This is a genomic window from Martelella mediterranea, assembly GCF_004342225.1.
Lineage (GTDB): Bacteria > Pseudomonadota > Alphaproteobacteria > Rhizobiales > Rhizobiaceae > Martelella > Martelella mediterranea_B.
Window position 1 is genome coordinate 1 of the sequence record NZ_SMAR01000044.1, and the last position, 24386, is coordinate 24386.

A 24386-nucleotide genomic window follows, 5' to 3' on the forward strand; every position below is an offset into this window, starting at 1 on the left:
TGCCTCAAGTCGGGCTACGCCCTCCCTCCGACACACGAACGACGCAACGTCTCACCCAGATTGTCGCGGAATCTCATCTTGATTGTCGTGCCGCATCCGTTCCCCACCCCTTCATCTGGTTGTTCAGCTTGGCTTGCCCGCAGTCCGAAACCCGTCCTTCGAAAGGCATCCGGATATCGGCTTGAACGGGGCCTGCTGCGGACTGGCGGCTGTAGGCGTATTCTTGCCGAGATGAACCCGACCGCCCCGTCGGAGGGCCGGAGCCTTGATCCATACAGCCGGAAAGCACTCGCTCCTCCCATGCTGACCTGCTGTCCGTTTGATAATTAGGAAGATAGCTGACTAATTTGTGCGACCATAGGCAATGTCGGCTTACGGGAAACAAAAGTGTCAATCGACCGTCCGGAATGGAGGCGCTTTCCGGACCGGCAGCAACGGGGCCGGAGGAAAAGTGTCTATTGAATATCTCGCCTAGTTTTCAATCGTGGGCGCCACGAAATCAGAAGAGGCGGAGTCCAGTGGGTTGTCAACCGAGGCGGCTATGGTTGAGTCCGGGCTTGAAAAACGTAGTTCTCTGATTGATGTCTCCACTGTATTAACGATACGATCAGCATCCAAATCTTCAGCATCGGTAGTCAAGGCGACAGTCATGGGGCCAACGCTCATGAAGTGCGCTATCGTGTCGCCATTTTTTTGGACTTCGGTTCGGCTTCTGACCATGTCCTGCGAAGGCTGCATGAAGATCTTCAGAGTCCTCCCGTTCGCACCTTGATAAGTCAGACGAACGACGCCGTCCTGCGACGTGGTTGGTTCTACTTGTGACACGAGCCGGTACCCTTCAGATGAGAGATCAGGAGCAGGAAATGCGAGCCAGAGCCGACTTTCAAGCTGGCCCGCCTGACCCGTAACCGTTGAAACAGGATGCGGGGAAATGAAGTTTTCCGATAACGTCACGGTATTCATGAATGAGGCGGGGAGCGACGCTCTATGAGGCCGGAGTTCATCATAGAAGTAGCCGAGTAGGCCAGCGCCAGCCAATGCGGCAGCCAGCGAGGCTGCCCGGGCAAGATTTGCGCCGGTGCGGGCCTGCCTGTTCCAGACTGCTGCACGCAGATGGGCGGGAACCGGCTCCACCTTATGGTTGAGGCAGACCTGCCGGAGAAGGTCGTTCTGCCGGCGCACCTCCTCGACGAATTCCCGCGCAGATGGATTGGAATCCAAGAAGGTTTCGACTGCGGCCTTCCGTTCAGGGTCGTCTTCAAGTAACGCGTCAGCGTATGCCAAGAGATCGAGTTCCTGTCTCCTGTCTGATCTGGAATTCATTTCACGCGCCTCAGCAAGGTTGGTTTCGGGGAGCGGGAACGGTTTTCGCGGAGGGCGGCCCGCCCCCTGGAAAGCCTTGATCGTACGGTGCCAACAGGCACATTCAACAATTCGGCAACCTCGTCATAAGCCATTCCATCAAGAGCGACGAGGAGTATGATTACGCGCTGTTCGGCAGGGAGGCGATCGAGTGCCTCTGCGATGCCGATGCATTCAACCCGATCCTCCTGATCAGGCAACTGAACCGCGACCCTGTCGATCGCTTCCTGATCATAAGGCGTTGAGCCGGATTTCTGCGTTCGGACGCGATCAATATAGGTCCGGTATAAAATCCGAAACAGCCAGGATCGCAAACGTCCCTTGTGGCCCCACAGGCGCCACTTCCTCAGGGCGCGTTCCAGGGTATCCTGGACGAGTTCGTCGGCTTCGTCCTGATCCCGGGTTAATGCGAAAGCATATCGCCGCAGATGCGGTATCTGCCTCTCGATCATCCACCGCAGGTCATCGCTCATATCATTTTTCCTGACATTCAGTCGCTACAGCTACTGACGGGTCCGGACAGAAAAAAGTTCCCAAAAAAGAATGGAACCAATCATCGCCTGCTTCCGTCTGTTGTGTCGCCATGAAGGCAAATCACTCAATCCGCGACGGCATGCAGCCTGTATCGACGTTGCAAATTGAAAGGACGACATGACCTACTCAATTCAGAGGAAAATCGCCGCATCCATGATCGCCGTTGCCGCGTTCTCGATGTCTTCCACGGCCGTCTTCGCGCAGCAAACCCAGGTGCCGCCCCCTTCTTCCGGCGCGCAGGGCTCGCCCACGATCGATCAGGACGTGATTGATAACTTTGCAGAGGCGTCGATTGAGATCCAGCAAATCATGGTCAAGTGGGAGCCTCGGATCAGCGGCGCGCAAACCGAGGCCCAGGTCGATACGCTCCGGGAGGACCAGCGGGAAGAACTCGTAGCGGCTCTGCAGGCCAATGACCTTGATATCAGCACTTACAACAGGATCTATCAGGCGGCCAGCAACGATCCCGCGCTCGCCCAAAGAATTCTGCAGCGGCAGGAGCGGTTGCAGCAGTAACGGCCAGCCCATCTGACGAAATCCGAGCCGGCCGTGACAGGTGAAATCCTCAGCGGCCGCAACAAAGCCGAAGGAGAACTGAACAATGCGAAAATTGCTCACCCTGGCCATTTCCGGTCTGATGCTCTTGGGACTTGCCGCATGCGGCGACGAAAATGCGGGCGACAACGCAAGCAGTGACCCTGACATGTCGGCCCCGGCGGAACCTGGCATGGCTCCGGCCGATCCCGGCGGGAGTACAACGCCACCGAGCCAAGGCGGCGGTACGGATCAGGGTTCCGGTTCAGGCCAGTTCTGAAATATTCTTGACAATAGCCGAGACGGAACCGGTGTCCTCCGGTTTCGTCCTATAACCTATGGACTTCAGCGGGTTGGTTCACGTGTTATCGCTGGGAAACGGCGATCCAGTGTATGGAATGCAAAGGCCAATGGCTGTTGTGATCTGAACCTTTTGAGATGCGGATCAAACAAGGCAATGATGCGATGTATAAAACTGCGATGTGTTTAATTTTCGGTTTTGCATTTCTGGGATTGACCGCCTGCAACGGCAACCAGACGAATCCGGCAAACAGCTCCTATTCCTATACCGGCTTTGACAGCAGTGCACCCGTCAACGTGAATCCCGAGGCAGACGGCAGTTCGTTCTGATCCTCACGGGTTGCTTCCGGTTGATCGTCTTTCGCTCAAGTCGGGCAGCTTTTGGCACAAGCGAGGATCGGGATTGTCGGCAGCCTTGCTTGGCTTGTGTGATCCTGCTCGGCATTGCCTCCCGATGAAGGGAGAGGTCCCGGACCGCCAACACAAGCTTCCACCGTTCGAACGGAGAATGATACATTGAGCAGGGTTTCCACAGCGATTGCCGTCACCGGATTTTTGTTTTCCGGTGCGAGCTTGGCCGAGGATTACAGATGCGCGAGCTTCGCGAATGACGTTTACGGGCAAGATGCCGGTGAGGCGAGTTCGAGCTATAAATTTGCGGTATCGCGGGGCATCGTGGATGGCGTATTCGTCGCCAGCCAGAGATCACCACTGGCAGTCTCGCAAGACCAGACGCGGGGACAGTTCAGGCGCGCCGTTGCAGTCAGGTGTTCCAGCCATCCGGACGAGACAGTTGAAAACGCTGCGCTCACTGTTTCAGGATTGCTTCCGGACGCTTCTGAATATCGGTCTATGGCGCCACTTGATTTCAATCTTGCGAAGAGTTCCATCGTTGGAACGAAAGTATCATTATCCGGTGACCTCTCAGTTGGCAGCGACTCCGCGACCCTTTATAGCGACGAAATGAATACGAACTCAATCAAGATCGACATTTCTCAACTCGCCCAAACCGACCGGGAATACCTTACGGAGAACTGCACAGGACTTTGTCAGATCACCATCAATGGCGCAGTATCAAAGTTCAATTTCAGCGAAGGACTGAAGGCCGAAAGTATTGCGCACGAATGATTCAGGGCGTAATTTCCGCGGGTGGCAGAACCGCCATTGGTGCCGCGCACAGCCCTCAGCCGACGACACCATAAAGGGGGTGCGATTTTCCGCATCCCCCATTCTCTGGTTGCCGACAAAATTCAGGAAGCAGCGTCGATGTTGACCCCACCCTTCGTGGCGATCTCTGTCATGCGCCGGTCGCCGTCGTAAGTCTGATCGAGACATTTCTCCAAAATCGCTGCGTCACCGTCCAGACCTAGCCGGTTGGCGAAGGCGGTCAGCGTTCCGTAGCCCGCGAGCGCGTAATGTACCATACGCTGGTATTGTGGAATGATCGCGGCGTCGCGCACGTCAGAGTCTGTGATCTCATCGGACAAGCCATGGGCGCGCGCTTCTTTCACAAGGCCTGCCATTCCCTTGCAATGCTCCGCGTTCGGCTTAATGCCGTGATCATTGCAGAGCTTTTCAATCTGAGCGATGCCGTCGGCAATACCGTTGGCACCGGCGATCAAAGCTTCGGACAGATTCTCATCCTGGGCGGCGCGGCCTAGCTCGGTCACGACGGGCAGGCACTGGGTGTTTGCGCTCCAGATGTCCTGCAATTGGTCAAGGTAAATGTCTTTGAGCGAACTCATGGCCATTTCGATCTCCTTTGTGTTCGTTAGTCACCCAACGAGTAGTGCATTGGTATGTTCCTCTGATTGATACGGCTTGCCTGTATGCTGTTGCCCGCCCAAGTCACCGCACCGAACGTCAAATTAATGAACTTGACTACGTTCGCAGGCCCTGGAGCCAACGGCGGTTCGGCGGTGCTGATCCGGAGTGCGAAACGACAGATTTGGGGGCGCGTCGCGGGCGGACGGAAAGGGGAGCCGGGAGGATAATGGCGGGTTTTGGCCTCCGAAATTGGCGAAACAGACATTCGCGCTTAGGAGGCGCATGGCGTTTCCGGCCCGTAGCGGACGCTCGATTGCTGCGCAGCGAAGGTTCGGTTCGAGCCCCGAAACAGACACGCAGGCTCAAAGCGGTGGCGCGGCGCGTCACTACCTAAGCGCGACATCTTGCTGGCTGGCCTGAAGCGCAGATTGGAGACGGCGCTGTCCGGGGCCTCCGAGCCACCCCCTAAGCGTCATGAGCGCGCCGAACTCGTCGTCGAGCGCCCCGGCACAGGACCGCCGCCGCGATTTTGCCAATGTCCTCGCTGGCGCTCACCTGCATGGACTGCTCGGGTGCAGGAAGAATGTGATCCTGCCCTCGTTTAGCCCTATGCCCGGAAGTGTCAGCAGCTCCATGAAGGTGGCAGGCCGCAGGATCGTGCTGGCGACATCTGACCGGCGGCACAGTCTTCGATGTCCAGCTTGGTATAAGGATTGGCAAGTCCGGTCGGGCCCTCGCTGATGATGTCGGCAGAGCTGTAGACGATGTGATGCACGCCAGCCTGCACTGCAAGATCCACGATCGCCTTGCCGTAAAGAACTTTTTGCGCGTCCGTGATGCCCGATCCGGCCGCTCCGGAACTAGGTTGCACGCTGAAAACTCTATGGACACCCTCCATGGCTGCCCTCACGGACATGGTATCCGCGAACTCGTCACGGACAAGCTTCACGCCGAGGTCAGTGAGACGGAGAGCGGCGGGGCTATCGGGGTTGCGGACGAGAGCGCGGACCGGTCGGCCCAGTCGCGCCTCGGTGCTTCCCATTTCTCGTCGCGCGTTTTGCGCCAGAGCAGGGAAAGTGCCAGCATCGGCGCTGTGGTGTTAACGTTCTGCGATGGCAGGCCTGCGGCCAGCTGATTGGCGTACCAAGCCTCGAGAATGGCTTTGGCCTTGTCGTCGCCGGTCTGCAGCCAGAGTTGGGCGAGACCATAAAGCCCGACGCCCTGCGGCCATTCCCAGTTGTCGAAGCTGACATAGTCGCCCTTGGTGCCATCGAGATAGGGCTCGTCGAAATGACCTTCATCCTTCAGGCCAGTCAGCCCGCCAACAAGGCGGCCGATCCAGTCGGTCAACAGCGCACGATCGATCATCGTCGTTTCCTCCGTATGTTCGTGACTTTCAGTGTCCGGCAGCGGCGAGATCGGCCAGGATCATGCTCTTCGCGCAATCATGGACGATGCTTGCCGGCCAGTCCGGGTCAAAACCCCGCGTGCCGGTCATCCGCTGGAAGGCAAGTTGCTTGCCGGCGCCGGTGAGGATCATCGCCGCATCGCGTGCACCCGCAATCGTCTCCAGCCCGACCGAAATGCCGTGGGTCGGGACCTCGGAGATGTCCGCAAAACCCGGAAAGGTCGACATGTTGTCGATACGGGTTTCCTCGGCAAGCGTGAGGACGCGGGTGAGCGAGTGCCGTGGCGTACCCGGCGGATTGAAGGCCACATGGCCATCGCTGGCACCGGAAGCGAGGATGAAGAAATCGAGCCCACCTGCCTCGGCAATGCGCCGGTCATAGGCCTCAGGCTCATCAATATCCGCAAACCACACGTTTTCGGTGGGCAGGTGATCTTCAGGCGGCAGGACAGCGTTCAGAAACTGCCGGATCTCTCGCTCGGCGAACCCCTGGCATGAATAGTGCGCCTCGGGCGCCGCGAGCCGCAACGCGCTGGCGGTATCGGCCAGTACATATTCATCCATCATCACCAGCACGAGCCCGGAAAGATCGCGTGGTGCCTGCCACAGCATATCGGCAAGTGCGGCATAAACCGGTCGCGGCGTGCGCCCAGTCGGGCATCCGAGGAGATAGGTCTTGCCGGCAGCCCGGGCCGCGTCGAAGCCGTCAAGAATGGTCTCTGCCACGTGGCGGCCGATAGCTTCGGGCGTTGGAAGAATGCGGCACTCGGTCATGGTCAATCCTGTCTGCATTTCGTCCCTCTGCCGTAACAAGCGCGGGAGAGGATGGTTTCAAAGTGACCGTCGGCGGTCGGTCAGGCGGGGACGAGGCTGACCTGCGGCTCAACTGTGAAGGCCGTGAAGGGGCGCTCCACACCGTCCACCGTCAGCGGACCGTCGAAGGAAAGCGCGAACTGCCGCCCGGCGAGGGTGACGGAAAGGCTGCGGCTAGCGGCATCGAAAACGGTCTCCGCGGCAAGGTGGCGAGCGACGAAGGTTTCGAAATCGCCATCGCGCAATTTCGAGCCGACAGTGACGACCCAGCCGTTGACCCGGCCGTCCGAGCGCCACTCGACACCACCCGTCGGCCCGGTTTTGACCGGCGAAAGCCCGTTGGTCGCCCAGACGGCGGCGTATCCATTGCCACTTTCGGCAAAGAGCCAACCGTCTCTCGCCTCCAGCCTGTTGAAATGTTCCTCCGGCGCGAACAGATGAGTGAAGCGCACGCGGGCATCCTTCAGATCGTAGATCGCCAGCGCCACGCCACCGTCTTCGGCAAGCCGCGGCAAAACGCCGTTGCCTGACCAGAACGAGGGGCGCTGCTCGCCCCATGGATCTTCCTCGCCCGGATGGTTCACCCAGAGCCGCGCCATCGGATCGCCCGCAAGCAGCACGTCAAGAACATGCTGCTGGTGTCCGTGCTCGCCAGTCTCATGGTCGACGACGGTCGAGAGCATTGCGGCATCGGTGCGGAACAGCTGGATATGGGCGTTGTGATCAACGCCCTGCGTATAACGGGCCTGCAACGCATCGGCATTGGCCCACTTCGCCCATTCGGCGCATTCGGCCGGCGGCACGTAGTCGCTGACGCAGAAATAGGGAAGCGCCAGAACAGCGGAAGTGAGATAGCCGCCACCGAAGGCAACGGCGGCGAAGGAGGAAAGCTCAGTCAGCGGCCCCGCCCGCAGTTCCTTGTCATAGGCACGTCCCTGCGAACCGCCGGAAACACCGGCAAGCGTGTGCAGGCTGAACATGCGGAACAGTCGGTCGATCAGCCCCTTCGCGCGGGCTTGCAGCGGATCATCGGCAAAGATGTAGATGGCGAAGAGACCAATGAAATCGATCGGGTAATAGGCCGCCGAGTTCCACTCGATAAAGCCGTGCTCTTCGATGGAGTCGAGCCAGGCACCAAGGCGCTCCTCGCCGAGTGCCTGCTGTTCGCGGCCGCTGCGGCCGGAGCACTCAAAGCGATCGTCCGGGAAAAGCCGGCCGGCGATGAATTGGCAGACATGGAAGCAGAGCGTATGGTTCTCGCTCCAGAACCACATCACGTCATTGCTTGGCTCATCCACCCAGTATCGCCACCCTAGGATGGCAGTCCGCAGCCTTCCGGCAAAGCCTTCTGGCAATGCGTCGCGGTGCCTGTCCCAGATCAGCAGCAGCGCGACCATGTGGAAATCCGAGCAATCCTCACGCGCTTCCACCAGATCGAGCGTCCAGGAGAGGACGTCGAACAGCGAGACCGGATCGACCTCGCCGCTCTCGAGCATGGCAAGCGCCTTGCCGGCGAGCCGGTCGCCATTGTGCGAGAGCCGGGAGAGCGCCGCCTTCTTGCGCGCCTTCAGCGTTGGGCCAAGATCAGTCTCGCGCCCAACCTTGAGAAAGGCGGCGCCGATCATCTGCTCGACGCTGACGTCACCGGCTGAGAAGGTCATGTCGACGAGGTGATAGCCGTCGCGCACCCTGTCGGCATCGGCGACGTGAAGGTCGGTCTCGCCTGCCTTGAGCACGCGGTCCTCCAGCAGGAAGGTCTGTCGGTCATGCCCGGTCGAATGCACCCTGATCGTAACCGGGACATCGACGGCGACGGCCTCGTCAAAACGCAACACAAAGGCATCGTTGCCGGTGGTGACATCGTGGAGCGGTCGGCCGGTGCCCGCAAGCCTTGCAAGCGCGGCGACGAGATCGGGATCGGCATCGGCGACGATCCGGTTCTCGATCGGCCGCTCATCCAGGCTGACCATTTCGAAGAACCAGTCGGTATCCCGTTCGAACAGGTCTTCGGCGTGCAGCAGGATCTCGTTTTCGCCAGCGCCGAGCATCATCGAGATTTCTTCGGAATGTTCGACATTGCGTTCGAAAGGCTCGAAGCGGACACATTCGGCGCCGTTCAGCCAGATTCGCACCCCACCGCAGGTCGAAAGACGGAAGCGATAGCGATCGGGCTCGGAGACCTTGAGCACGCAGCGGCACCAGACGCGCCTGTGCTCCGGCGTATAGGCAAAATCCGATAACAGCACACGACCGCCTTCGGCCGGCGCGTGCACCCGCTCCGTCCGCCAGCCCGTCCATGGCGCAATCGGGCGCCCGGCCATTTCATTCAGGAAAGCCGCACGACACGGCAATGGCCTGAGCCCGGGGACCCCGTTGCGAAACCGGTAGCCGACGGGATCATGCGAGGGCGCTGGCATGCCGGGAAAACCTGCGATGATGACGGGCGAGAGTTCCCAATGGGCAAGCGCCTCCCCTGCCCTGACGATTTTCGCAAGGCCGGATGTCGGATGAGCCATGATTTTCCTCCGCGCGGCCGCGAGCGCTCACTCCTTGGTGGCGCCCGAGAGCAGGCCGCTCATGAAATAGCGTTGAAGACTGATGAAGAGCACGAGCGTCGGAATGACCGAGAGCACCGACATTGCCAGAAGACGCGGCCAGTTGATATCCCACTGCCCGACATTGTTGGCGAGCGCGAGCTGCACCGTCCACTTCGACTGATCGGTGATCAGCAGATAGGGCCAGAGATAGTCGTTCCAGCGCCAGACGAAGGTGAAGGCGGCAAGGGCGGCGATCGCCGGAATGCTGAGCGGCACGATGATGCGCAGGAAGATGCGCCACTCCGGCGTACCGTCGATGCGGGCCGCCTCGAGCAAGCTGTCCGGTATGGAGCGGATGTACTGACGCATGATGAACACGCCCGTCGGCGTGGCCGCCGGCGCCAGGATGAGGCCCCACAGCGTGTTCAGAAGATGCAGTTCCTTGAGGATGATGAAGATCGGGATGAGGATGATCTGCAACGGGATCATCAGCGCCGACATGATGATCAGGAAGATCACCGTTTCACCCTTGAAGCGGAACTTGGCGAGCGCATAGCCCGCCATCAGGCTGATCAGCACCGACAGGGCCGCCGAGGCAACCGCAACGAATAGTGAGTTCTGGAAGTAGAGGCCAAAATTGTCCTGCGAGATCGCGGCGCGGAAGTTCTCCAGCGTCGGGCTCGTCGGCAGAAGCTGCGGCGGCCAGGCGAAGATCGCCTTGGACGATTTCAGCGAACTGGCCAACAGCCAGAGCGGCGGCAGCAGGAACATCGCCAGCGTGAGCACAATGAGCGGCGCACGCAGATATCTTGCACGGTTCATGTCTTCTCCCTCGACATGCGCAATTGCACGATGGTGAGCAGCAGCAGCGCGACAAACAGGATGGCGGACTGCGCAGCGGCGATACCGGCAGCGTTCGGCTTGCGGAACGCGGTCTCGTAGATGGTCTGGATCAGGTAGACCGTCGAACGGCCAGGTCCGCCACCCGTCAGTGACACGACAAGCTCGTAGACCTTGAACGCCTCGACCGAGGCAAGGATCATCACCAGCGACAGCGTGGGCTTCAGAAGCGGCAGCGTGATCCGCCAGAATGCCCGCCACGGGCTCGCCGCATCGATACGCGCCGCCTCGTAAAGCTCTTCCGGGATCGTCGTCAGCCCGGTGATGATGATCATCATGTAGAAGCCGGCATTGGCCCAGACCCAGACGAGCACGACGGCGATCTGCGCCATCGACGCATCCTGAAGCCACGGAACCGGCTCGATCGACACCAGAGAAAGCACATAGTTGATCAGCCCGGAATTGAAGCCGAACAGCCATTTCCACACCACGCCAGTAATCAGCAGGCTGATCATCGCCGGGAAGAACACGACTGCGCGCACCGCGCCGGATCCGAAGAAGGTCCTCTTCAAAAGTAGCGCCAGCAGCAGCGACACGATCGTCACCAGCGGCACGGCGAAAACGACGAAGCCGACGGTGCGCGCCAGGACGCCGAGAAATTCCGGATCCTCGAAAACCGCGACGAAATTGTCGAAGCCGACGAATTTCGGCCAGGTCGCCGGCACCCGTTCAGTGACGACGATGCCGCGCCGGAAAAGGGACATGAACAGCCCCTGCGCCAGCGGGTAGATGCAGAAGGTAACAAGAAGACCGACGGTCGGCAGCAGCAGTAGATAGGGAAACATCTGCTTTGCCAGCCGGCTGCGGAGGCTCGAGCGCACCGTGGTCCCAGGCGGGGAATTGTCCCCGCCTGGTCTCATTTCTGTCTTGGCAGCAGGGGTGACCGCTTCCTGCTGCATTTTACCGCTGATACTCATTGGGCGTCTGCGGCAAGCGCATCTTCGGCGGCCTTGCGGATCTTGGCGATCGCATCGGCAGACGATATCTGGCCGGCGGCCACCTGGTTGACCGACTGGATGATCGGATCCCAGACATACTGCATGGCCGAGTTACCCTGATCGGTCGCGGCATAGACGGGGCTCTCCGTCAGCTCGGCCTGGAAGCGCTGCAGGGCTTCGGAAACCGTGGCATCGCCGTAGTCGATCGCCGGAATGTCGAGGTTGGCGGGGATCAGGAAGAGCGGCTTGTTGAAGGCGCTCTGGCCCTCTCCCGTCGCGGTCAGCCATTCGATGAAGGCGGTTGCCTCATCGGCATGTTCGCTGGTGTTGAAGCCGACGACATAGTCGCCACCAACCATGCTGGACTGTACCGTGCCATAGGGCGTCGGGCCGGCGCTCCAGGTGAAGTCGGCATCGGCAGCAAGGCTAGGCACCTGCCAGCTGCCCGACATCCAGGCAACAGCCTGGTTGTTGAGGAACAGGCTCTTCGGGTTATCCGAGCTCGAACCGGAGAACAGGCCGGCCGGCATGTAACCGTCGGCGATCTCTATGAACTTGTCGAGCGTGGCCGTCGCCTTGTCCTGATCGAATACGACCTCGTAGGGCTCTTCCTCGGAGAAGAGGTGGTTGCCGTACTGGAATTCGAAGGTCAGCCAGCGGCTGGCCGAAACGTCCCAGACCAGCGGATAGCGGATGCCGGCGGCCTCGGAAGCCTCCTTGGCGTTGGCAAGGAACTCGTCCCAGGTCCAGGGCTGGTCGATCGGCGGGATTTCGATACCGGCTTCTTTGAAGGCGTCGACGTTCAGCAGCATGCCGATCGCTGTCAGATCGAGCGGAGCGGCGATGATCTGGTCGCCGAGCTTGGCGCCGGCGGCGAGCCCCTGATTGAACTGGTCGAGGAAATCAGCGCCGAGCGTAGGGGCGAGATCGGTCAGATACGGCCGGATGAAGGGCCGCATCGAGCTCGTCTTCGAGATATCCGGCAGCGAACCGGCGCTGGCGAGCTGCGCGAAGCGATTGTCGATGCCGTCATACGGCACGATCTGAAGATTGAACGTGGTCTCCGGATGCGCCTCCGTATAGGTGGCAAGCACATCCTTGATAACCTGCTCCTCCGTATCCGAACTCAGATACCACATGACATCGAGCTCCGACGCCGAGGCCTGACCGGCCATGATCGCAAGAATTCCCGTGGTCAATGCATATTTTAGTTTCATCATCTCACTCCCTTTTGATGTTAAGCTCTTTCACGTCGCGAACGTCGCATGCCCCTATCCGGCTTCAGCGCGCTTATCGACTTCCGGAGGAGCGGCTGACGCATTGTTTCCGGAGCCGACATATTCACGGTTTTCCATGTCGCACCCCCTTTTGGGAGAGGTGTCAGCCCGCAACATCGCCCGCCTGATGTCGAGCAAAGCCTCCATGATCGCGCCAGTGACACCGGCCCGCTGACCAAGTCGACTTATGGCGATCCTCGGCTGCACCGGCGTCAGCTCTGCGGTATATTCCATGATCAGTTTTGCGAATTCGGCTCGTGAACCGATACCGCCGCCAAGAACGATTGCCTGCGGATCGAGCAGGGTAATTATGGTCGCCGCACCGACCGCAACCTGACGGGCGGTATCATCGATAACGGTTGCCGCCTTTCTCTCACCGGCGACAGCGCGATCGAAGATCTCGCGCACGCTAACGTTACCCTCGCCATATCTGCGTCGAATGCCTGGCGTCCCGACGATATCTTCATAGGCTCCGCCGAAAGTGGTCCTGGCTGCCCTGAACGGATCCGTGCCAGCCGGCATGTAGGCAATTTCTCCGGCGCCGCCGGAAGCGCCACGCACCCGACGTCCTTCCATCATCAACCCAAGACCAATCCCCGTGCCCAGAGACAGGAAAGCAAGAGAACCGTTGCCTCTGCTGCGCTCCTGACCAGAGAAAAAAAGGTGCCGCCCCTCGCCGCGCCAATACTCACCAAGCACAGCAAAATTGACATCGTTGTCCATCAGCACCGGACATCCGCCGAAAAGTGAAGACAAACGCGAATCGAGGCGGAAGTCGGAAGGAAGTGACAGGTTGGGAGACAGGGTAACACTGCCGGTTTCGACCGAAACAAAGCCCGGTACACCAAGCCCGATCGCTCGTAATCCGCCAGCCTCTTTACCGGCTTCCTCTTGAAGATCACGCACCAGTGAGGTGAGCTGCTCAAGCGTGGCTTCCTCACCATCGTGACGGGTCGGCTCGGACCGCTCGGCCAAGATGCGACCCGACATATCGGCAAGCGCGCCATAGAGCTTAGTACCACCGAGATCAAGGCCAACCACGCAGCCGGCATCGCACGACAGACGCCAGACCGGCTGCGCCTGGCTTTGCTGGCAGACGAGAAACCCGCTTTCCTCGAGCATTGGCAACAGATAATGGCCACCTTTCGCGCCGCCTTCGGCGGCCTGCGCCAGCAGAGCATCGACAATGATGAGATCGGAACAATTCTCTTGCACAGCACACTTCTCACTTCGTAAAGTTGACGAACTAAATACTGGATGCTTCTTGGGACTATGTCAAGCGACGATCCGAATCGAAACGCAAATCGCCCTACCAGACGCACCTCTGCCACAAGGAACGGGCACAGGATTGCCACGCGCCCAACCACTGTTATGATTTAAGCCGATCAAAGCACAACCCAGAAGCGCAAAGCCACATCTTCAAAAGCAGGACAGGACCCTGAAAGAGATGCCCACACAAGCACCGCCACCTATCCTGCGCCAGATATCGACACGCGCCGTAATGAAGGTTCTCCTCGAGCAGGGGCCAACCTCCAGGGCAGAACTTGCAAAGGCCACAGGCTTTTCAAAGCAGACAACCTCGGAGGTAATCCGCACGCTGGAAGAAAGCGGTTACGTGCGCATGAAAGGGATCGACTCAGGAAAGGTCGGCAGCCCCGCAGTCATCTACGAAGTGGCGGACGAGGCAGGCTACGCCCTGGGAATAGATGCCGGCGCAAGCACGATCCGCGCCGCCCTAGTGACTTTGAGTTCAAAGATTGCGGGGGAACTGACCCTGCCAAGCGATCCTCGCGGAGGCCGCGAACTGGTTGCCCAACTTGGAGCCGTAAAACGCCGATTGCTCGCCGAGACAGGAATAGCCCCTTCGGCCTTGAATGTTGTCTCGCTTGCCATGCCTGGCTCTGTGGATCCAGGCACCGGCGCCATTAGCCACGCCTATGCCGTTCCTGAGTTCGACCGATTTGACGTCTTCAAGGAACTGCAGGAAACTTTCCAGTGCCCGCTGCTGATGGAAAACGACATCAATGCCGCCGCAGTCGGCGAGTACTGGAACGGTGACGCCAAAGGTGCGGAATCCCTCGCCTTTCTGTCTATTGGCACAGGCATCGGCATTGGTATGCTGATCAACGGACAGCTCTGGCGCGGCGCGACAGGAGCTGCAGGAGAAATCGCCTACCTCCCGATCGGCTCCGACCCCTCCTCCCCTCTTTGCCCAGAACGCGGCGCCCTCGAGTTGGCGATTGGCGCACCGGCCATCATCCACCGCTACCGGATGATGGGTGGCGGCGAGAACGTCTCGATGAAGGCGATATTTGATCGCTGCGCCGCCGGCGAGCGCGCAGCCGTCGCGACCGTGGAAGAAAGCGCCCGGATCGCATCACTTGCCGTGCTGTCCGTACTCGCGCTCTTCGATCCGGCTGAAATTGTCATCGGAGGCAATATTGGCCGAAGGCCGGAAATGTCACAGAGAATCATACGCTTCCTGCCGCAATTCACACATCGGAAAATCAAACTGAGCGTCAGCTCACTGGGAGCTCGCGCAACAATGATGGGCGCCGTAGCGCTGGGCCTCAATCACATGCACGACAGTCTATTCAACTTACAGTCATTGCCGGCGAGCCTGGGCTTGCCCGGAGGACGCGAACCATCGGTAGATTTTCACGACAGAAAGGCCAGCAACAAAGGCTGAAGCCGCTTGAAGAATGATTTTTTAGTTCTGTGACTTGACTAAATATCGCTCTCACTCCAAGCTAATGGCGGAATATGGCTGTTGGCTCCTTCGGGAGGGAGAACATATTCCCTAGCTGAAAAGGGGAGAACTCATGGCTGATCTGGCACTGCGCAATGTGGTCAAGCGTTTTGGCGAAGTAGAGGTCATCAAGGGCGTCGACCTTGAGGTCAAGCACGGAGAATTCGTAGTTTTTGTCGGCCCTTCGGGTTGCGGCAAATCGACTTTGCTACGCATCATCTCAGGACTGGAGGGGACCACCAGTGGCTCGATCGAGATCGGCGGCGCCGAAGTAAGCAAGGCGTCGCCTGCGGATCGAGGCATTGCTATGGTCTTCCAGTCCTATGCCCTCTACCCGCACATGACGGTGGCCCAGAATCTTTCTTTCGGCCTCGAGAATACACGCAAGTCCAAGGCGGAGATCAAGACACGCATAGATGAAGCCGCTCGCATGCTCGAACTGGAACCTTATCTGCAGCGCAAGCCCCGTGAGCTCTCCGGTGGACAGCGGCAGCGTGTCGCAATCGGGCGTGCGATCGTGCGTGAACCGAGTGTGTTTCTGTTTGACGAACCACTGTCCAATCTGGACGCGGCCCTGCGTGTTCAGATGCGCGCGGAAATCGGCAAACTCCATCGCCGGCTGCAAACGACCATGATCTATGTCACCCATGATCAGGTTGAAGCGATGACGATGGCTGACCGCATTGCTGTGGTAAATGCCGGTCGTATCGAACAATTCGGCGCACCGCTTGAACTCTTTGAGCATCCAGTCAACCGTTTCGTGGCAGGCTTCATAGGCTCACCGCGCATGAACTTTTACCAGGGCACCATCAAGGACAGCAGAGAAGGCGTAGCACGGGTCTTTATTCCCGGGTTTGGGGACCTGACGTTCGAGGTCGACCGAGCGCTTGCAGAGGATGGGGTAGAAGTGGAACTCGGGGTCCGCCCGACCTATTTTGCCTTTGGTGAGGAAGGCGATCCTCAAGCAATCGCATTTCAGGTGGAATATGCCGAGAGCGTCGGCACAGAGACATATGTCTACGGCAAGATCGTCGGCAACCCCGCAACCACAATCCTGCACTTTGCGGACCATGTTGCACTCAAGGAAAACGATCAGCTGAGACTACGCCCCGCTCTGAACCGTGCTCATCTTTTCCGCATTTCTGACGGTAAGTCCCTCAACGCCTCATTCGTGAAGACGAGTGTACCCGAGGCGTCAGCGGACAGCGCAGTTCACTAGCTGAATAGCCCCGAGTTTCAACGACACCCTCGGTTTGTTCGGTCTCAGCGCCTTTGAGACAGGACAATCCAGCCTAGCGTAATATTCCTGCCGTTCGCGGTAAAACCGCCGATCTGGTTCCGGTCCTGAGGGGACATATCCTATTTGTTGTCCGCGCCCGGCCAAGAGGTCGAGCAGGCGTGCATCAACCTTATCATTCTCTGGAATGACCTGGTCGCGATACATCACCAAATTCACCATGCAGCGCCATCTTTCAAGGCATCTTTAATACCTTTGCCAAACGATGAACTTGGCTTGAGTCATGCCGCTTTTCAGCGGCAGCAAGACCGTAAATGCCCGGTTGCCAACGACGGCCGCTTTCAGGCGTAGCAGCGGCGGCCTCTAGGGTCGCTATAGGCGGCGCTTTGCTGCCGTCCAAACCTTCGCCCGGATATTGGCGCGACAAAGCCCGTGTTGACGGTCAGCATCAGAGGTCTTGAACGGAATCGAACCGTAGGTAAATGCTAAAAAGAGCCTAAGTGTCAGAAAATACGAGACATTCGTATATGATGTTACCGGATTCACTTAAGGTTCCCAGCCCGGAGACCCAAATCACTCATGATCCAATCACCCAGCTGTAGTCAACTGATTGCTGCGGAGACGGAAGGTAATGTCGCCTTTACTCCCCCGTGGATTGTCCAGCAATCAGTAGTGGAATTAGCTCAACCACCAGGCGAGCCGAAGCCGCGCAGCCAAAGTCATGGAACTTGTCGTTCTTATTTCCATCCGCAAGGTCAACCACCGTCTTAGCGCCAAAGTAAATTGGTGAGTGAGCGGACGCAAAAGCTGCACGGTAGACCCCATACATCTCCATATCCAAAGCGACCATTTTCCGATGCTGACCATGGATCGCGGAGAGCTTTGCTTCATCGGCGATAACAGCTGATCCCGTAGCCATAGGACCAACCGCCATATCCTCGAAAATCACCGCGTCGTCGATGAGCCCTTCTTTAATTTTCCTGCCTTTTGGATCTTGCTCGATGAACTGATTGATTGTGGTTCTAACGTTCTCATCCAATGGCAAGTCATAATGTTCCATCTTGAAGTCATCGTTCGCCCATTTGCCGACCTGATATTCCCAGCAAATGTCCGCCACTACTACCGTACCAATCTTTGAGTTTCCGACGACGCCTGCGCATATTCCCGACATCGCGACGACCCTGGGTTTGAATCGCTCAAGAACCCGCGTGGTGGAAATCGATGCTTCAACGAGACCCATTCTCGGTAACCTGACGATCGCACCTCTCAGGCCACCGATGTGTGCAACTTGGCAATCTATACCTCGGACATTTTTCATCGCACCTAGCGCCGCAGAAGTTTGCCGAAACCCCCCGCGCTCTTTCTCGAGGGCGCAAAGCACTACAAAGTCGAACGACTCCTGCTCCTTTAGGCGGCCTAGGACAGCTGCCAAGCTACGCCGCCACTCCTCTTTCCCCTCGCCATACTTCACAATCAGTATGCCGGCGTCATTAAAAAGCTCGCGCTTCTCATCGTACAGGTCGTCAAATCCCGTCAGTGCAACAACATTGCTGCCACGGTTCTTGTCACTTGATTCAATGACGCCTACGACGTCATCGGAAATATCAATCGGATCACCCGTCTTCTCCCTGATCGGAAGCATCAAATCAGCGATGATGAGATCAAACCGAGCCTCATAGAGGCGCTTTGTCGCTTCTTGCAGAGTCTCCGCCCGCTCTATCACCACCGCTATGTCGGCAAAACACTCAACCACCTGCTCTGATACAGCCTGGAATTTTGGATCTCTATCTTCGATAATCAAAACTTTCATAGGATTTTATTCATTTCCTGGATTAAAGAATCTTGCCATTCTTGCTGCTCGTGGCGATAGTGAATTACCGCAATTACATTGGCGTTGTAATGCGTCCGAAGCACTTCTTTGGCTTTTTTAAGAGCAACTAGGTCGCCCTCAACTTCTAGCTCGGGAAATTGGGTCAAAATTATAACTGGATCAAATCTCTTTAGGTAAGAAAGTTCCATTATGACTTCTAGCCCCCCGGAGAGCAATGAAGACGTTGGTCCAGAGCCGGGTCGCAGTTGGTGGCTCGGCAACGCCATATCCAGCATTATCAGGTCAAATTCTCCGCTCTGAAGAGAGGAGACTGCGGAATGAACTGTGTTAGCATTTATAAATTGGGAATTCGGGCGCATGTTTTTGACAACACCGCGCACGCTTGCCGCTTTGAATTCATCATCTTCAACGAGCAATGCTTTCATTCTACATCCTCGCTAATCTCATCTCGATTGACACTGTAATTTTGTTTCCGCTCGCGCTGAAATCCGTAGACAGAACTTCTTCCACGTCTATTGGGAGACGCACAATTTTCTTTATGCCTGAGTTGCCCTCAACCACCATTGCATCTTCGCTGACTTCCGCAATCCGGCTCTCGATTATCGAGATAACTTTGTCGATACTATCAGAATCGTTAATTGTAGACGTGATACCTACATACAATTTCTGATACGCCGCATCGAGATGCGTAAGACGAAGATCAGTTTCAATTGTACCGTCACGCGCACCATGACGGGCTGCATTGTGTATAACTGCGTACAGAAAGTCGTACATGTGGTGGTAAAATGCCCCAACCAGTTCGATGTCAGGGATGCCCAGCGATATAATCTTCGGCTTGAAATCACCGAAGTGCCCCTTCACCTCTTCAAGAACGGCTTCTATTAAGATTGAAATTGGAGCCGATGGAGAAAGATTCACGGGCTTGGTGAACCAACCTGAGACTGTCCGAAAGACGTCATTCGTTTTGGCGTTGATAGCGCGACATAGCCCAATGCCCAACGTTCCGAGCTCTTCGGGACACGCTTCGAGAAACCTGGCCTGATCGATGGACCCCCACGATAAGTGAGCCCGCTCGATCATGGGTCTAATTTTCGATAAGTCCGTTTCCAGTAGGCGCCAGCAATATTCATACACAACTTGAGCCGCCACGGAAAATACTCCGTGCTTGTGATACTGCTCCTGCACAACTCTCATTGCAGACTTGGCTACCTCGATTTTATCGAGGTCCAAGATGTTCGAACGGATCGCTCCGCGCGCATGCTGTTTGTCTTGAATGTGCAGAATATCATTTGCCCATGTTTCCACCTGGAACCGATAAGATTCAACCCAGCTTTGCAGCGCGTCCATTGCATGCGGGTTCTCACGAATGCGGCGGAAACGCTCTTCTTTTATTGTTTCTTCAACGGCGTTGCACATGAAACCGCTTAGCGTGCCATGTCTAATTCGCCTCCCTAGATAGGAATTTATGCCATAACGTTTATTGCTACAAAACTCTTGAAAGGCGGACTGTAGCACCACGGCTAAACGAACGTGCGGTTGTCGCTGAGTTGTGAAGTCGCCAAAATCTTTAAGACCCTCGATCTGGGCGACGTCAATAACATTACCCCGCAAGAGGCTGCTGATCTCATCAAGGTGATTGTCATCAAACCACTGGCCGAACCGGACAGGATCGACGTAAAGGCGAGTGTCATCAATTTGGCCACGGACTTTCTGAAGCCTCTGATCAAGGCGGATTGTTCGAGCGCGCTCCACCATTGTCGGCTCGTTGAAGTTCTCGCCGTACCACTCCAGAAGCTCCGCACGCCGCTCGAAAACCTCTGACGCTTCGGAAATGAGAAAGTAAAGCTGCACCAAAAAGTCCTCGGTGCATATGAACACCAGATGACCTACCAAATTTGGAAAACCGTGCTGAAAAAATTCGGCTAACTTGATAATATCACCACCGTATTCTTTGATGACAAGATCTTGAAACACCCGCCTAAGCTTATGCTTCTCCCCAGAGGTATTCAGAGATTCTGATAGAAGAGCAGAAACGATGTATTTATGCATCAGGCTGTCATTTCCGCTATCGAACTGTTCTTGAATCTCAGAAGCGTTGAGTAGACCGGCCACGTCGCGCGTTCGATCCATGATCCTCATCAGTACGTCAGTAGATATCGCATGTGATGAATACGACGATGAAGTGACAAGATGAATTAGCGCCAAGGTGCGCACAAACACTCCTGCGCCTTCATTGTTATATCTCGTCAAATCTATGGCGAATTCTTGGCGATCGGCAGCAAGTTCGTCTATTGAATTCAACGTGGAGAAGTACGTACGGCACAGATCTTCAACTACGGCGGACTTGATGGGGCGCGAGGTTGCGTTGGTGTAAAGATGATCAGCAACCGCCCTGAATCGAGAGACATCTTTGTTTTCGATCCATGCTATCGACCTTCTATAAATATCTTGATCATCGAACTCTGGATCTGGCCCTTTGTAGCCCTCTGTCGCAAGCGGAACCTGTGCCCCAGATAGGGCATCCCATACCTTCCTTAGGCGATCTGGGAACAGACCTGACAGGTTCGGTATAGAAGGCAAATCCGAGAAGATATCGAGATTGAAATGGTGAACACCGATGAACACGAAGGCGTCGAACAACGAGTATGAGCCCAGTGCGTTTAGACGCGCTGATATTTCTGCTGATGACGTGCTCACGGGAGCGACCTGCCATCTTACAATCTCGCGCGTGATTTCATCTGTTTTTCGCGATGCCGCAAACTCAAGAAGATTGCGTCGAAGTGGGAGCAACTCGTAGGAGTTGTCCATCATATCGACCAAACCCAGCGATATAACGTTACGTCCAGAAAGCCCGTAGCGATCGAGCAGACCTTTCACGGGCTTGAGAACGTCATCGCTTAAGGATTTGTTCGAATAAATATATGCAGCTTTGCTCAGAAGAAACAACGAGTAGCCGTAATTGGCCTCTGCCTTCAAAAGCGCGACAATGGCCTCCTCATACAGCTCAAGCGACAGCAACTGATTTAGTTTGATGAAACTTCGCGCCTGATCTCCAATCGCCTCTTCATTGATATATAGGCGCGTAGATTGATGAATTAGCTCGTTCGTGAGGGGCTGCGTCTCAAGAATGAAGTTTTGAGATGGGAACACTGGCTTTGGGGGGAAAGGAGCAGGGAACGGCAAATGTGCGAAGAGAGGGTTCAGCAACAGTATTTCACTAACCCTCTGCCAATCTCTAGGATTGGCGCTTTTACGAAGCCGGTTTAGCGTTTGCAGGGTACTGGTATTCAAATCTTTCGACAGTAGGCCTCTCAATAGACCTCGCACCCGAGCATTCGCTATCTCACTTATTGTGGGCTTACGGGATGGCCCTCGAAACAAGTCGGTCTCAACCACTACCAACTCCTCACTATCATTTTCATTCCACGCGGATTTGCAGGACCAAAATTTTGTTAATCGGCAGGCTGCACGAATACAACCTTGTTTCATTTGCAAAATACCATTTGCAGATCTTGCCGAAGTGACGAGATGAACTTCACCGTTGTCAGCATTCGCTTTGCTGAGTGCATCATTTGTTAAACAGCAATTTCTATCTCCGATTCCTTTCGGCATTGGTGCCGAGTGCAACGGAAGAAGAGCATGCCAAAACAAGAATTTTCATCATGTCATTTTCAGCGAAAAATCTCTAAATTCTGCGAACTACGCATAGCGCCGCTCGCGTCTAGGCGAACTCTGGAAAAGATCAAACCCTATCTCACCAGCCTTGTCACCTATCGAAAGTCACCACCCTTGCTGAACGCGCGCATCGACTGGACTGCAGTCATCGATGACTGTGGGATTGAGGATGAGATTTCCGCTGACTTGAAGAAGCAGTTCCGCATTGCATTGGATGCAATCACTCGGTGGCTCGGCGCCCCTGCCCTGTCCGAGGACGGCCAGGTGCCAAAGCCTAGGGCTCGACAAGGGAGTGCCGCTCGCGATGCCTCAAAAGTTAATGGCTCTTCCACCCGAAAGCCTCGGCGAACTGGGGCTAGCCTAGCACAACCGGATTCCACGCGGGTTTCAAAAGGCCCCAAACCCAAACCGATCCAGGAATTTCCGGAAGCGTTGTTCGATGTGGCCCATGATCCCGATAGTTTTCAGGCGGCGCTTGCCTATCACATGCGTCGGTTCGGCGAGAGCTACTGGCAGCTCTATCGCGCCGTCGTTCGGCTCGATGAGACATTCGACCACAAGACGATGCTATCCTGGATCCAGGGCAAAAGCGTGCCGAGATCGGTCGCCAGTTTCCGAATTCTCTCCCGCATCGAAAAGCGGTACCGATTGCCGGAAGGATATTTCAAGGCGAAGCTGCCACACCAGAACCGCTCGCTCCTTGGTCACGATCTTGGCGATATCAGCCCGGCCGAGCGAAGGCGAATTGCGGTGCACCTTCCCGATGACTTCAGCAGTCTTCCCTTCAGCAAGCGGGAGGAGATCGTTGACTGGGTCCGCCGGGTCATCATCTCGGGAACAACCGACTATCGGCGCTTTCAGGCCAAGGCCAGCAAGCAGCGTTATGCCATTCGCTTCCCAGGCGTCACCTATGGAGGCGGATCGCTTTCTCCCCGGGAGCATTCCCTGGCGGAGAGCATTCACAATACGGCTGCGGAATCTTTTGAGGATCCCGACTTGCTATCCGGTGTCGTCGACGCACCGCCGCGGCTGGCAATAGAGATGGCCGATCTCATCCGTTTCAAGACGTCGACGCTGACGGCGATCGGGCTGCAACGCAATGGGGTCTGGGGCGAGGAAACAGCCTCGCAGAAGATCGAACATCTCGGCCTGATGTTCGGGGCGCTAGCCGCCTCCCCTTCCGGCAACGTCAAAGGCCGTGGCGTTCCGCTCAGCCAGCTGACATTCGGTCTGCTGATCTTCCCCGGCGTCTGGGATTGGTATCTGCAATGGCGGGAGCAGCGCCGTGGCTTCTACACCAAATGGGAAGAAGACATGCTGATGGTCGCGCAATCCCTCACTCGCTCGGAGGTGGCTTGGATCCGGCAGCATCCCGAACTCTTGCAGAACGTTCGCCCGATCGAAGGCTTGATTGCGCCGGAGGAGATCGCGTTTGCCGCTCGGGACTAGCATGGCGCCTGCGATGCATTCCACCGACATGCCGGCTACCGCTCCAAGGAAATCCAGCGGGTGATGCGGGTGCATCGTGATCCCTTCGAACCGATCATGGTCGTTCTTGAGGCGGACAGTCCACTGTCGGAATATCGCAAGATCACCGACGAGATTTTGAGACGCATGCCGGACGAAGACCGCTATCCGCGCGCGGCGGCGGAGGCGGTGCGGTCGTTCCTGCTGCTTCGTCTCGGTCTGCATCTGGGGCTTCGGCAAAAGAATCTTCGCCAATTGCGGGTCTGCCCGCGCGGCCATTTCCCAACGTTGGAGCGACGGCTGGAAGATATGAAATGCGGCGAGTTGCGCTGGAGCGACCGCGATAGCGGATGGGAAGTGCTCATCCCATCCGTTGCCTTCAAGAATTCCGGCTCGTCATTTTTCGGGCAAAAGCCATTCCGCCTGATCCTGCCGGACCTGCTCGATCTCTACAAATACCTCGAGGCCTATATCGATCGTCACCGCGGGGTGCTGCTCGGACCGGTAGACGATCCCGGTACCCTGTTCGTCAAAACGGTGAAGGCGACCAGCAAGCAGGCGGCATACGGCTCCACGACGTTCTACGAAGCCTGGCGCACGGTGATCCGTAAGCGGTGTTCTGTAGCCACGTTGTTTCGATTGGCGTGATCTGAGATTGGCACTCTATGGATAGCAATAGGGAGTTTCTCCATGGAGACTACGTTGGAGTTTCTCACGAATGGCAAGACTGGTCGTGGGCGGCAGCATCGATGGCCCGATGAGGTCAAGGCTCGGATTGTTTCGGAAAGTCTGCAGCCCGGCGTTACGGTCAATGAAGTGGCAGAGCGCCACGGGCTGAGAGCAAATCACCTTTCTGCGTGGCGGACGATGGCGCGGACGGGCAAGCTTGTCCTGCCCGCGCCGGAAAACGAGGTGGTGTTTGCAGCAATGGTTGTCGAACCACCTGCAGATAATGATGACCCGGCTGTCTGACGTCAGCGCCGGTGGGACAGATTTGAGGATTTGAATAAGGGAGGATTTCTGGTTCATCTTATCAATTAGGAGATCGAGATGACGA

21 protein-coding genes and 1 pseudogene are annotated in these 24386 nt (G+C 56.9%); 8 read left to right on the forward strand and 14 right to left on the reverse strand.

Going from position 1 to position 24386, the window contains the following annotated elements; translation table 11 throughout:
* Positions 1–471: 471 nt before the first annotated feature.
* Both EDC90_RS18240 and EDC90_RS18245 read right to left on the reverse strand, forming a co-directional pair.
* A complete protein-coding gene (locus EDC90_RS18240) occupies positions 472–1323 on the reverse strand; it encodes an anti-sigma factor family protein (protein WP_132313982.1) in 852 nt (283 codons plus the stop codon).
* Entirely contained in the window at positions 1320–1835 is a 516-nt protein-coding gene (locus EDC90_RS18245) for an RNA polymerase sigma factor (protein WP_132313983.1), read from the reverse strand. Before EDC90_RS18245 ends, EDC90_RS18240 begins: the two co-directional genes overlap by 4 nt.
* A 178-nt stretch (positions 1836–2013) precedes the next feature.
* Here EDC90_RS18245 and EDC90_RS18250 point away from each other — a divergent pair, with 178 nt between their 5' ends.
* The 4 genes from EDC90_RS18250 to EDC90_RS18265 all read left to right on the forward strand — a co-directional run bounded on the left by EDC90_RS18250 (position 2014) and on the right by EDC90_RS18265 (position 3858).
* Positions 2014–2412: a DUF4168 domain-containing protein gene (locus tag EDC90_RS18250; protein ID WP_132313984.1), complete on the forward strand. Its 399-nt coding sequence runs from the start codon at positions 2014–2016 to the stop codon at positions 2410–2412.
* Positions 2413–2497: 85 nt separating this feature from the next.
* Entirely contained in the window at positions 2498–2710 is a 213-nt protein-coding gene (locus EDC90_RS18255) for a hypothetical protein (RefSeq protein WP_132313985.1), read from the forward strand.
* A gap of 158 nt (positions 2711–2868) precedes the next feature.
* Positions 2869–3060 (forward strand): hypothetical protein, encoded by a 192-nt coding sequence (locus tag EDC90_RS18260; RefSeq protein WP_132313986.1) that lies wholly within the window; start codon positions 2869–2871, stop codon positions 3058–3060.
* Positions 3061–3303: 243 nt separating this feature from the next.
* Positions 3304–3858 carry a hypothetical protein gene (locus tag EDC90_RS18265; RefSeq protein ID WP_132313987.1) on the forward strand — a complete coding sequence of 185 codons (555 nt, stop codon included), beginning with the start codon at positions 3304–3306 and terminating at the stop codon, positions 3856–3858.
* A 122-nt stretch (positions 3859–3980) separates the two neighbouring features.
* On the opposite strand, the gene EDC90_RS18270 is transcribed toward EDC90_RS18265, so the two are convergent.
* The 9 genes from EDC90_RS18270 to EDC90_RS18310 all read right to left on the reverse strand — a co-directional run bounded on the left by EDC90_RS18270 (position 3981) and on the right by EDC90_RS18310 (position 13585).
* Positions 3981–4481, reverse strand: coding sequence for a ferritin-like domain-containing protein (locus EDC90_RS18270; protein WP_132313988.1), 501 nt, complete (start codon positions 4479–4481; stop codon positions 3981–3983).
* 638 nt (positions 4482–5119) lie between these two features.
* Positions 5120–5539: an NmrA family NAD(P)-binding protein gene (locus EDC90_RS18275; RefSeq protein ID WP_132313989.1), complete on the reverse strand. Its 420-nt coding sequence runs from the start codon at positions 5537–5539 to the stop codon at positions 5120–5122.
* Positions 5443–5865, reverse strand: coding sequence for a glycoside hydrolase family 88 protein (locus EDC90_RS18280; RefSeq protein WP_132313990.1), 423 nt, complete (start codon positions 5863–5865; stop codon positions 5443–5445). The genes EDC90_RS18275 and EDC90_RS18280 overlap by 97 nt, the downstream gene beginning before the upstream one ends.
* Before the next feature lie 28 nt (positions 5866–5893).
* Positions 5894–6697: a 6-phosphogluconolactonase gene (locus EDC90_RS18285; protein ID WP_106312710.1), complete on the reverse strand. Its 804-nt coding sequence runs from the start codon at positions 6695–6697 to the stop codon at positions 5894–5896.
* A 62-nt stretch (positions 6698–6759) separates the two neighbouring features.
* Positions 6760–9234, reverse strand: coding sequence for a hypothetical protein (locus EDC90_RS18290; RefSeq protein ID WP_132313991.1), 2475 nt, complete (start codon positions 9232–9234; stop codon positions 6760–6762).
* Between the two features lie 27 nt (positions 9235–9261).
* Positions 9262–10077 (reverse strand): carbohydrate ABC transporter permease, encoded by an 816-nt coding sequence (locus EDC90_RS18295; RefSeq protein WP_045681596.1) that lies wholly within the window; start codon positions 10075–10077, stop codon positions 9262–9264.
* Positions 10074–11072, reverse strand: coding sequence for a carbohydrate ABC transporter permease (locus EDC90_RS18300; protein WP_245511127.1), 999 nt, complete (start codon positions 11070–11072; stop codon positions 10074–10076). The genes EDC90_RS18295 and EDC90_RS18300 overlap by 4 nt, the downstream gene beginning before the upstream one ends.
* Positions 11069–12313: an ABC transporter substrate-binding protein gene (locus EDC90_RS18305; protein WP_132313992.1), complete on the reverse strand. Its 1245-nt coding sequence runs from the start codon at positions 12311–12313 to the stop codon at positions 11069–11071. Before EDC90_RS18305 ends, EDC90_RS18300 begins: the two co-directional genes overlap by 4 nt.
* Before the next feature lie 51 nt (positions 12314–12364).
* On the reverse strand, positions 12365–13585 hold the full coding sequence (locus tag EDC90_RS18310; RefSeq protein WP_132313993.1) for an ROK family protein: 1221 nt from the start codon (positions 13583–13585) through the stop codon (positions 12365–12367).
* A 232-nt stretch (positions 13586–13817) separates the two neighbouring features.
* Here EDC90_RS18310 and EDC90_RS18315 point away from each other — a divergent pair, with 232 nt between their 5' ends.
* Both EDC90_RS18315 and EDC90_RS18320 read left to right on the forward strand, forming a co-directional pair.
* Positions 13818–15059 carry an ROK family transcriptional regulator gene (locus tag EDC90_RS18315; protein WP_132313994.1) on the forward strand — a complete coding sequence of 414 codons (1242 nt, stop codon included), beginning with the start codon at positions 13818–13820 and terminating at the stop codon, positions 15057–15059.
* 133 nt (positions 15060–15192) lie between these two features.
* A complete protein-coding gene (locus EDC90_RS18320) occupies positions 15193–16338 on the forward strand; it encodes an ABC transporter ATP-binding protein (RefSeq protein ID WP_132313995.1) in 1146 nt (381 codons plus the stop codon).
* A gap of 658 nt (positions 16339–16996) precedes the next feature.
* On the opposite strand, the gene EDC90_RS18325 is transcribed toward EDC90_RS18320, so the two are convergent.
* Genes EDC90_RS18325 through EDC90_RS18335 form a run of 3 tightly spaced genes read right to left on the reverse strand, consistent with a single transcriptional unit; the run spans position 16997 to position 21799 of the window.
* A complete protein-coding gene (locus EDC90_RS18325) occupies positions 16997–18166 on the reverse strand; it encodes a hypothetical protein (protein ID WP_132313996.1) in 1170 nt (389 codons plus the stop codon).
* Positions 18163–18612, reverse strand: a complete 450-nt coding sequence (locus EDC90_RS18330) for a hypothetical protein (RefSeq protein WP_132313997.1) — start codon at positions 18610–18612, stop codon at positions 18163–18165. The genes EDC90_RS18325 and EDC90_RS18330 overlap by 4 nt, the downstream gene beginning before the upstream one ends.
* Position 18613: 1 nt before the next feature.
* Entirely contained in the window at positions 18614–21799 is a 3186-nt protein-coding gene (locus EDC90_RS18335; protein WP_132313998.1) for a hypothetical protein, read from the reverse strand.
* Between the two features lie 27 nt (positions 21800–21826).
* Here EDC90_RS18335 and EDC90_RS18340 point away from each other — a divergent pair.
* Positions 21827–23941: pseudogene (locus EDC90_RS18340) on the forward strand (hypothetical protein); the annotation flags it as partial.
* Between the two features lie 78 nt (positions 23942–24019).
* A complete protein-coding gene (locus EDC90_RS18345) occupies positions 24020–24301 on the forward strand; it encodes a transposase (protein ID WP_132313999.1) in 282 nt (93 codons plus the stop codon).
* Positions 24302–24386 lie beyond the last annotated feature (85 nt).

Bases quoted from the DNA above. Each gene is read 5' to 3' on its own strand.
- EDC90_RS18250 (WP_132313984.1), top strand. From the start codon at position 2,014: ATGACCTACTCAATTCAGAGGAAAATCGCCGCATCCATGATCGCCGTT.
- EDC90_RS18320 (WP_132313995.1), top strand. From the start codon at position 15,193: ATGGCTGATCTGGCACTGCGCAATGTGGTCAAGCGTTTTGGCGAAGTA.
- EDC90_RS18335 (WP_132313998.1), bottom strand. From the start codon at position 21,799: ATGCCGAAAGGAATCGGAGATAGAAATTGCTGTTTAACAAATGATGCA.
- EDC90_RS18345 (WP_132313999.1), top strand. From the start codon at position 24,020: ATGGAGACTACGTTGGAGTTTCTCACGAATGGCAAGACTGGTCGTGGG.
- EDC90_RS18295 (WP_045681596.1), bottom strand. From the start codon at position 10,077: ATGAACCGTGCAAGATATCTGCGTGCGCCGCTCATTGTGCTCACGCTG.
- EDC90_RS18330 (WP_132313997.1), bottom strand. From the start codon at position 18,612: ATGAAAGCATTGCTCGTTGAAGATGATGAATTCAAAGCGGCAAGCGTG.
- EDC90_RS18255 (WP_132313985.1), top strand. From the start codon at position 2,498: ATGCGAAAATTGCTCACCCTGGCCATTTCCGGTCTGATGCTCTTGGGA.
- EDC90_RS18290 (WP_132313991.1), bottom strand. From the start codon at position 9,234: ATGGCTCATCCGACATCCGGCCTTGCGAAAATCGTCAGGGCAGGGGAG.
- EDC90_RS18285 (WP_106312710.1), bottom strand. From the start codon at position 6,697: ATGCAGACAGGATTGACCATGACCGAGTGCCGCATTCTTCCAACGCCC.
- EDC90_RS18325 (WP_132313996.1), bottom strand. From the start codon at position 18,166: ATGAAAGTTTTGATTATCGAAGATAGAGATCCAAAATTCCAGGCTGTA.
- EDC90_RS18280 (WP_132313990.1), bottom strand. From the start codon at position 5,865: ATGATCGATCGTGCGCTGTTGACCGACTGGATCGGCCGCCTTGTTGGC.
- EDC90_RS18315 (WP_132313994.1), top strand. From the start codon at position 13,818: ATGCCCACACAAGCACCGCCACCTATCCTGCGCCAGATATCGACACGC.
- EDC90_RS18245 (WP_132313983.1), bottom strand. From the start codon at position 1,835: ATGAGCGATGACCTGCGGTGGATGATCGAGAGGCAGATACCGCATCTG.
- EDC90_RS18270 (WP_132313988.1), bottom strand. From the start codon at position 4,481: ATGGCCATGAGTTCGCTCAAAGACATTTACCTTGACCAATTGCAGGAC.
- EDC90_RS18300 (WP_245511127.1), bottom strand. From the start codon at position 11,072: ATGAGTATCAGCGGTAAAATGCAGCAGGAAGCGGTCACCCCTGCTGCC.
- EDC90_RS18275 (WP_132313989.1), bottom strand. From the start codon at position 5,539: ATGGGAAGCACCGAGGCGCGACTGGGCCGACCGGTCCGCGCTCTCGTC.
- EDC90_RS18260 (WP_132313986.1), top strand. From the start codon at position 2,869: ATGCGGATCAAACAAGGCAATGATGCGATGTATAAAACTGCGATGTGT.
- EDC90_RS18240 (WP_132313982.1), bottom strand. From the start codon at position 1,323: ATGAATTCCAGATCAGACAGGAGACAGGAACTCGATCTCTTGGCATAC.
- EDC90_RS18305 (WP_132313992.1), bottom strand. From the start codon at position 12,313: ATGATGAAACTAAAATATGCATTGACCACGGGAATTCTTGCGATCATG.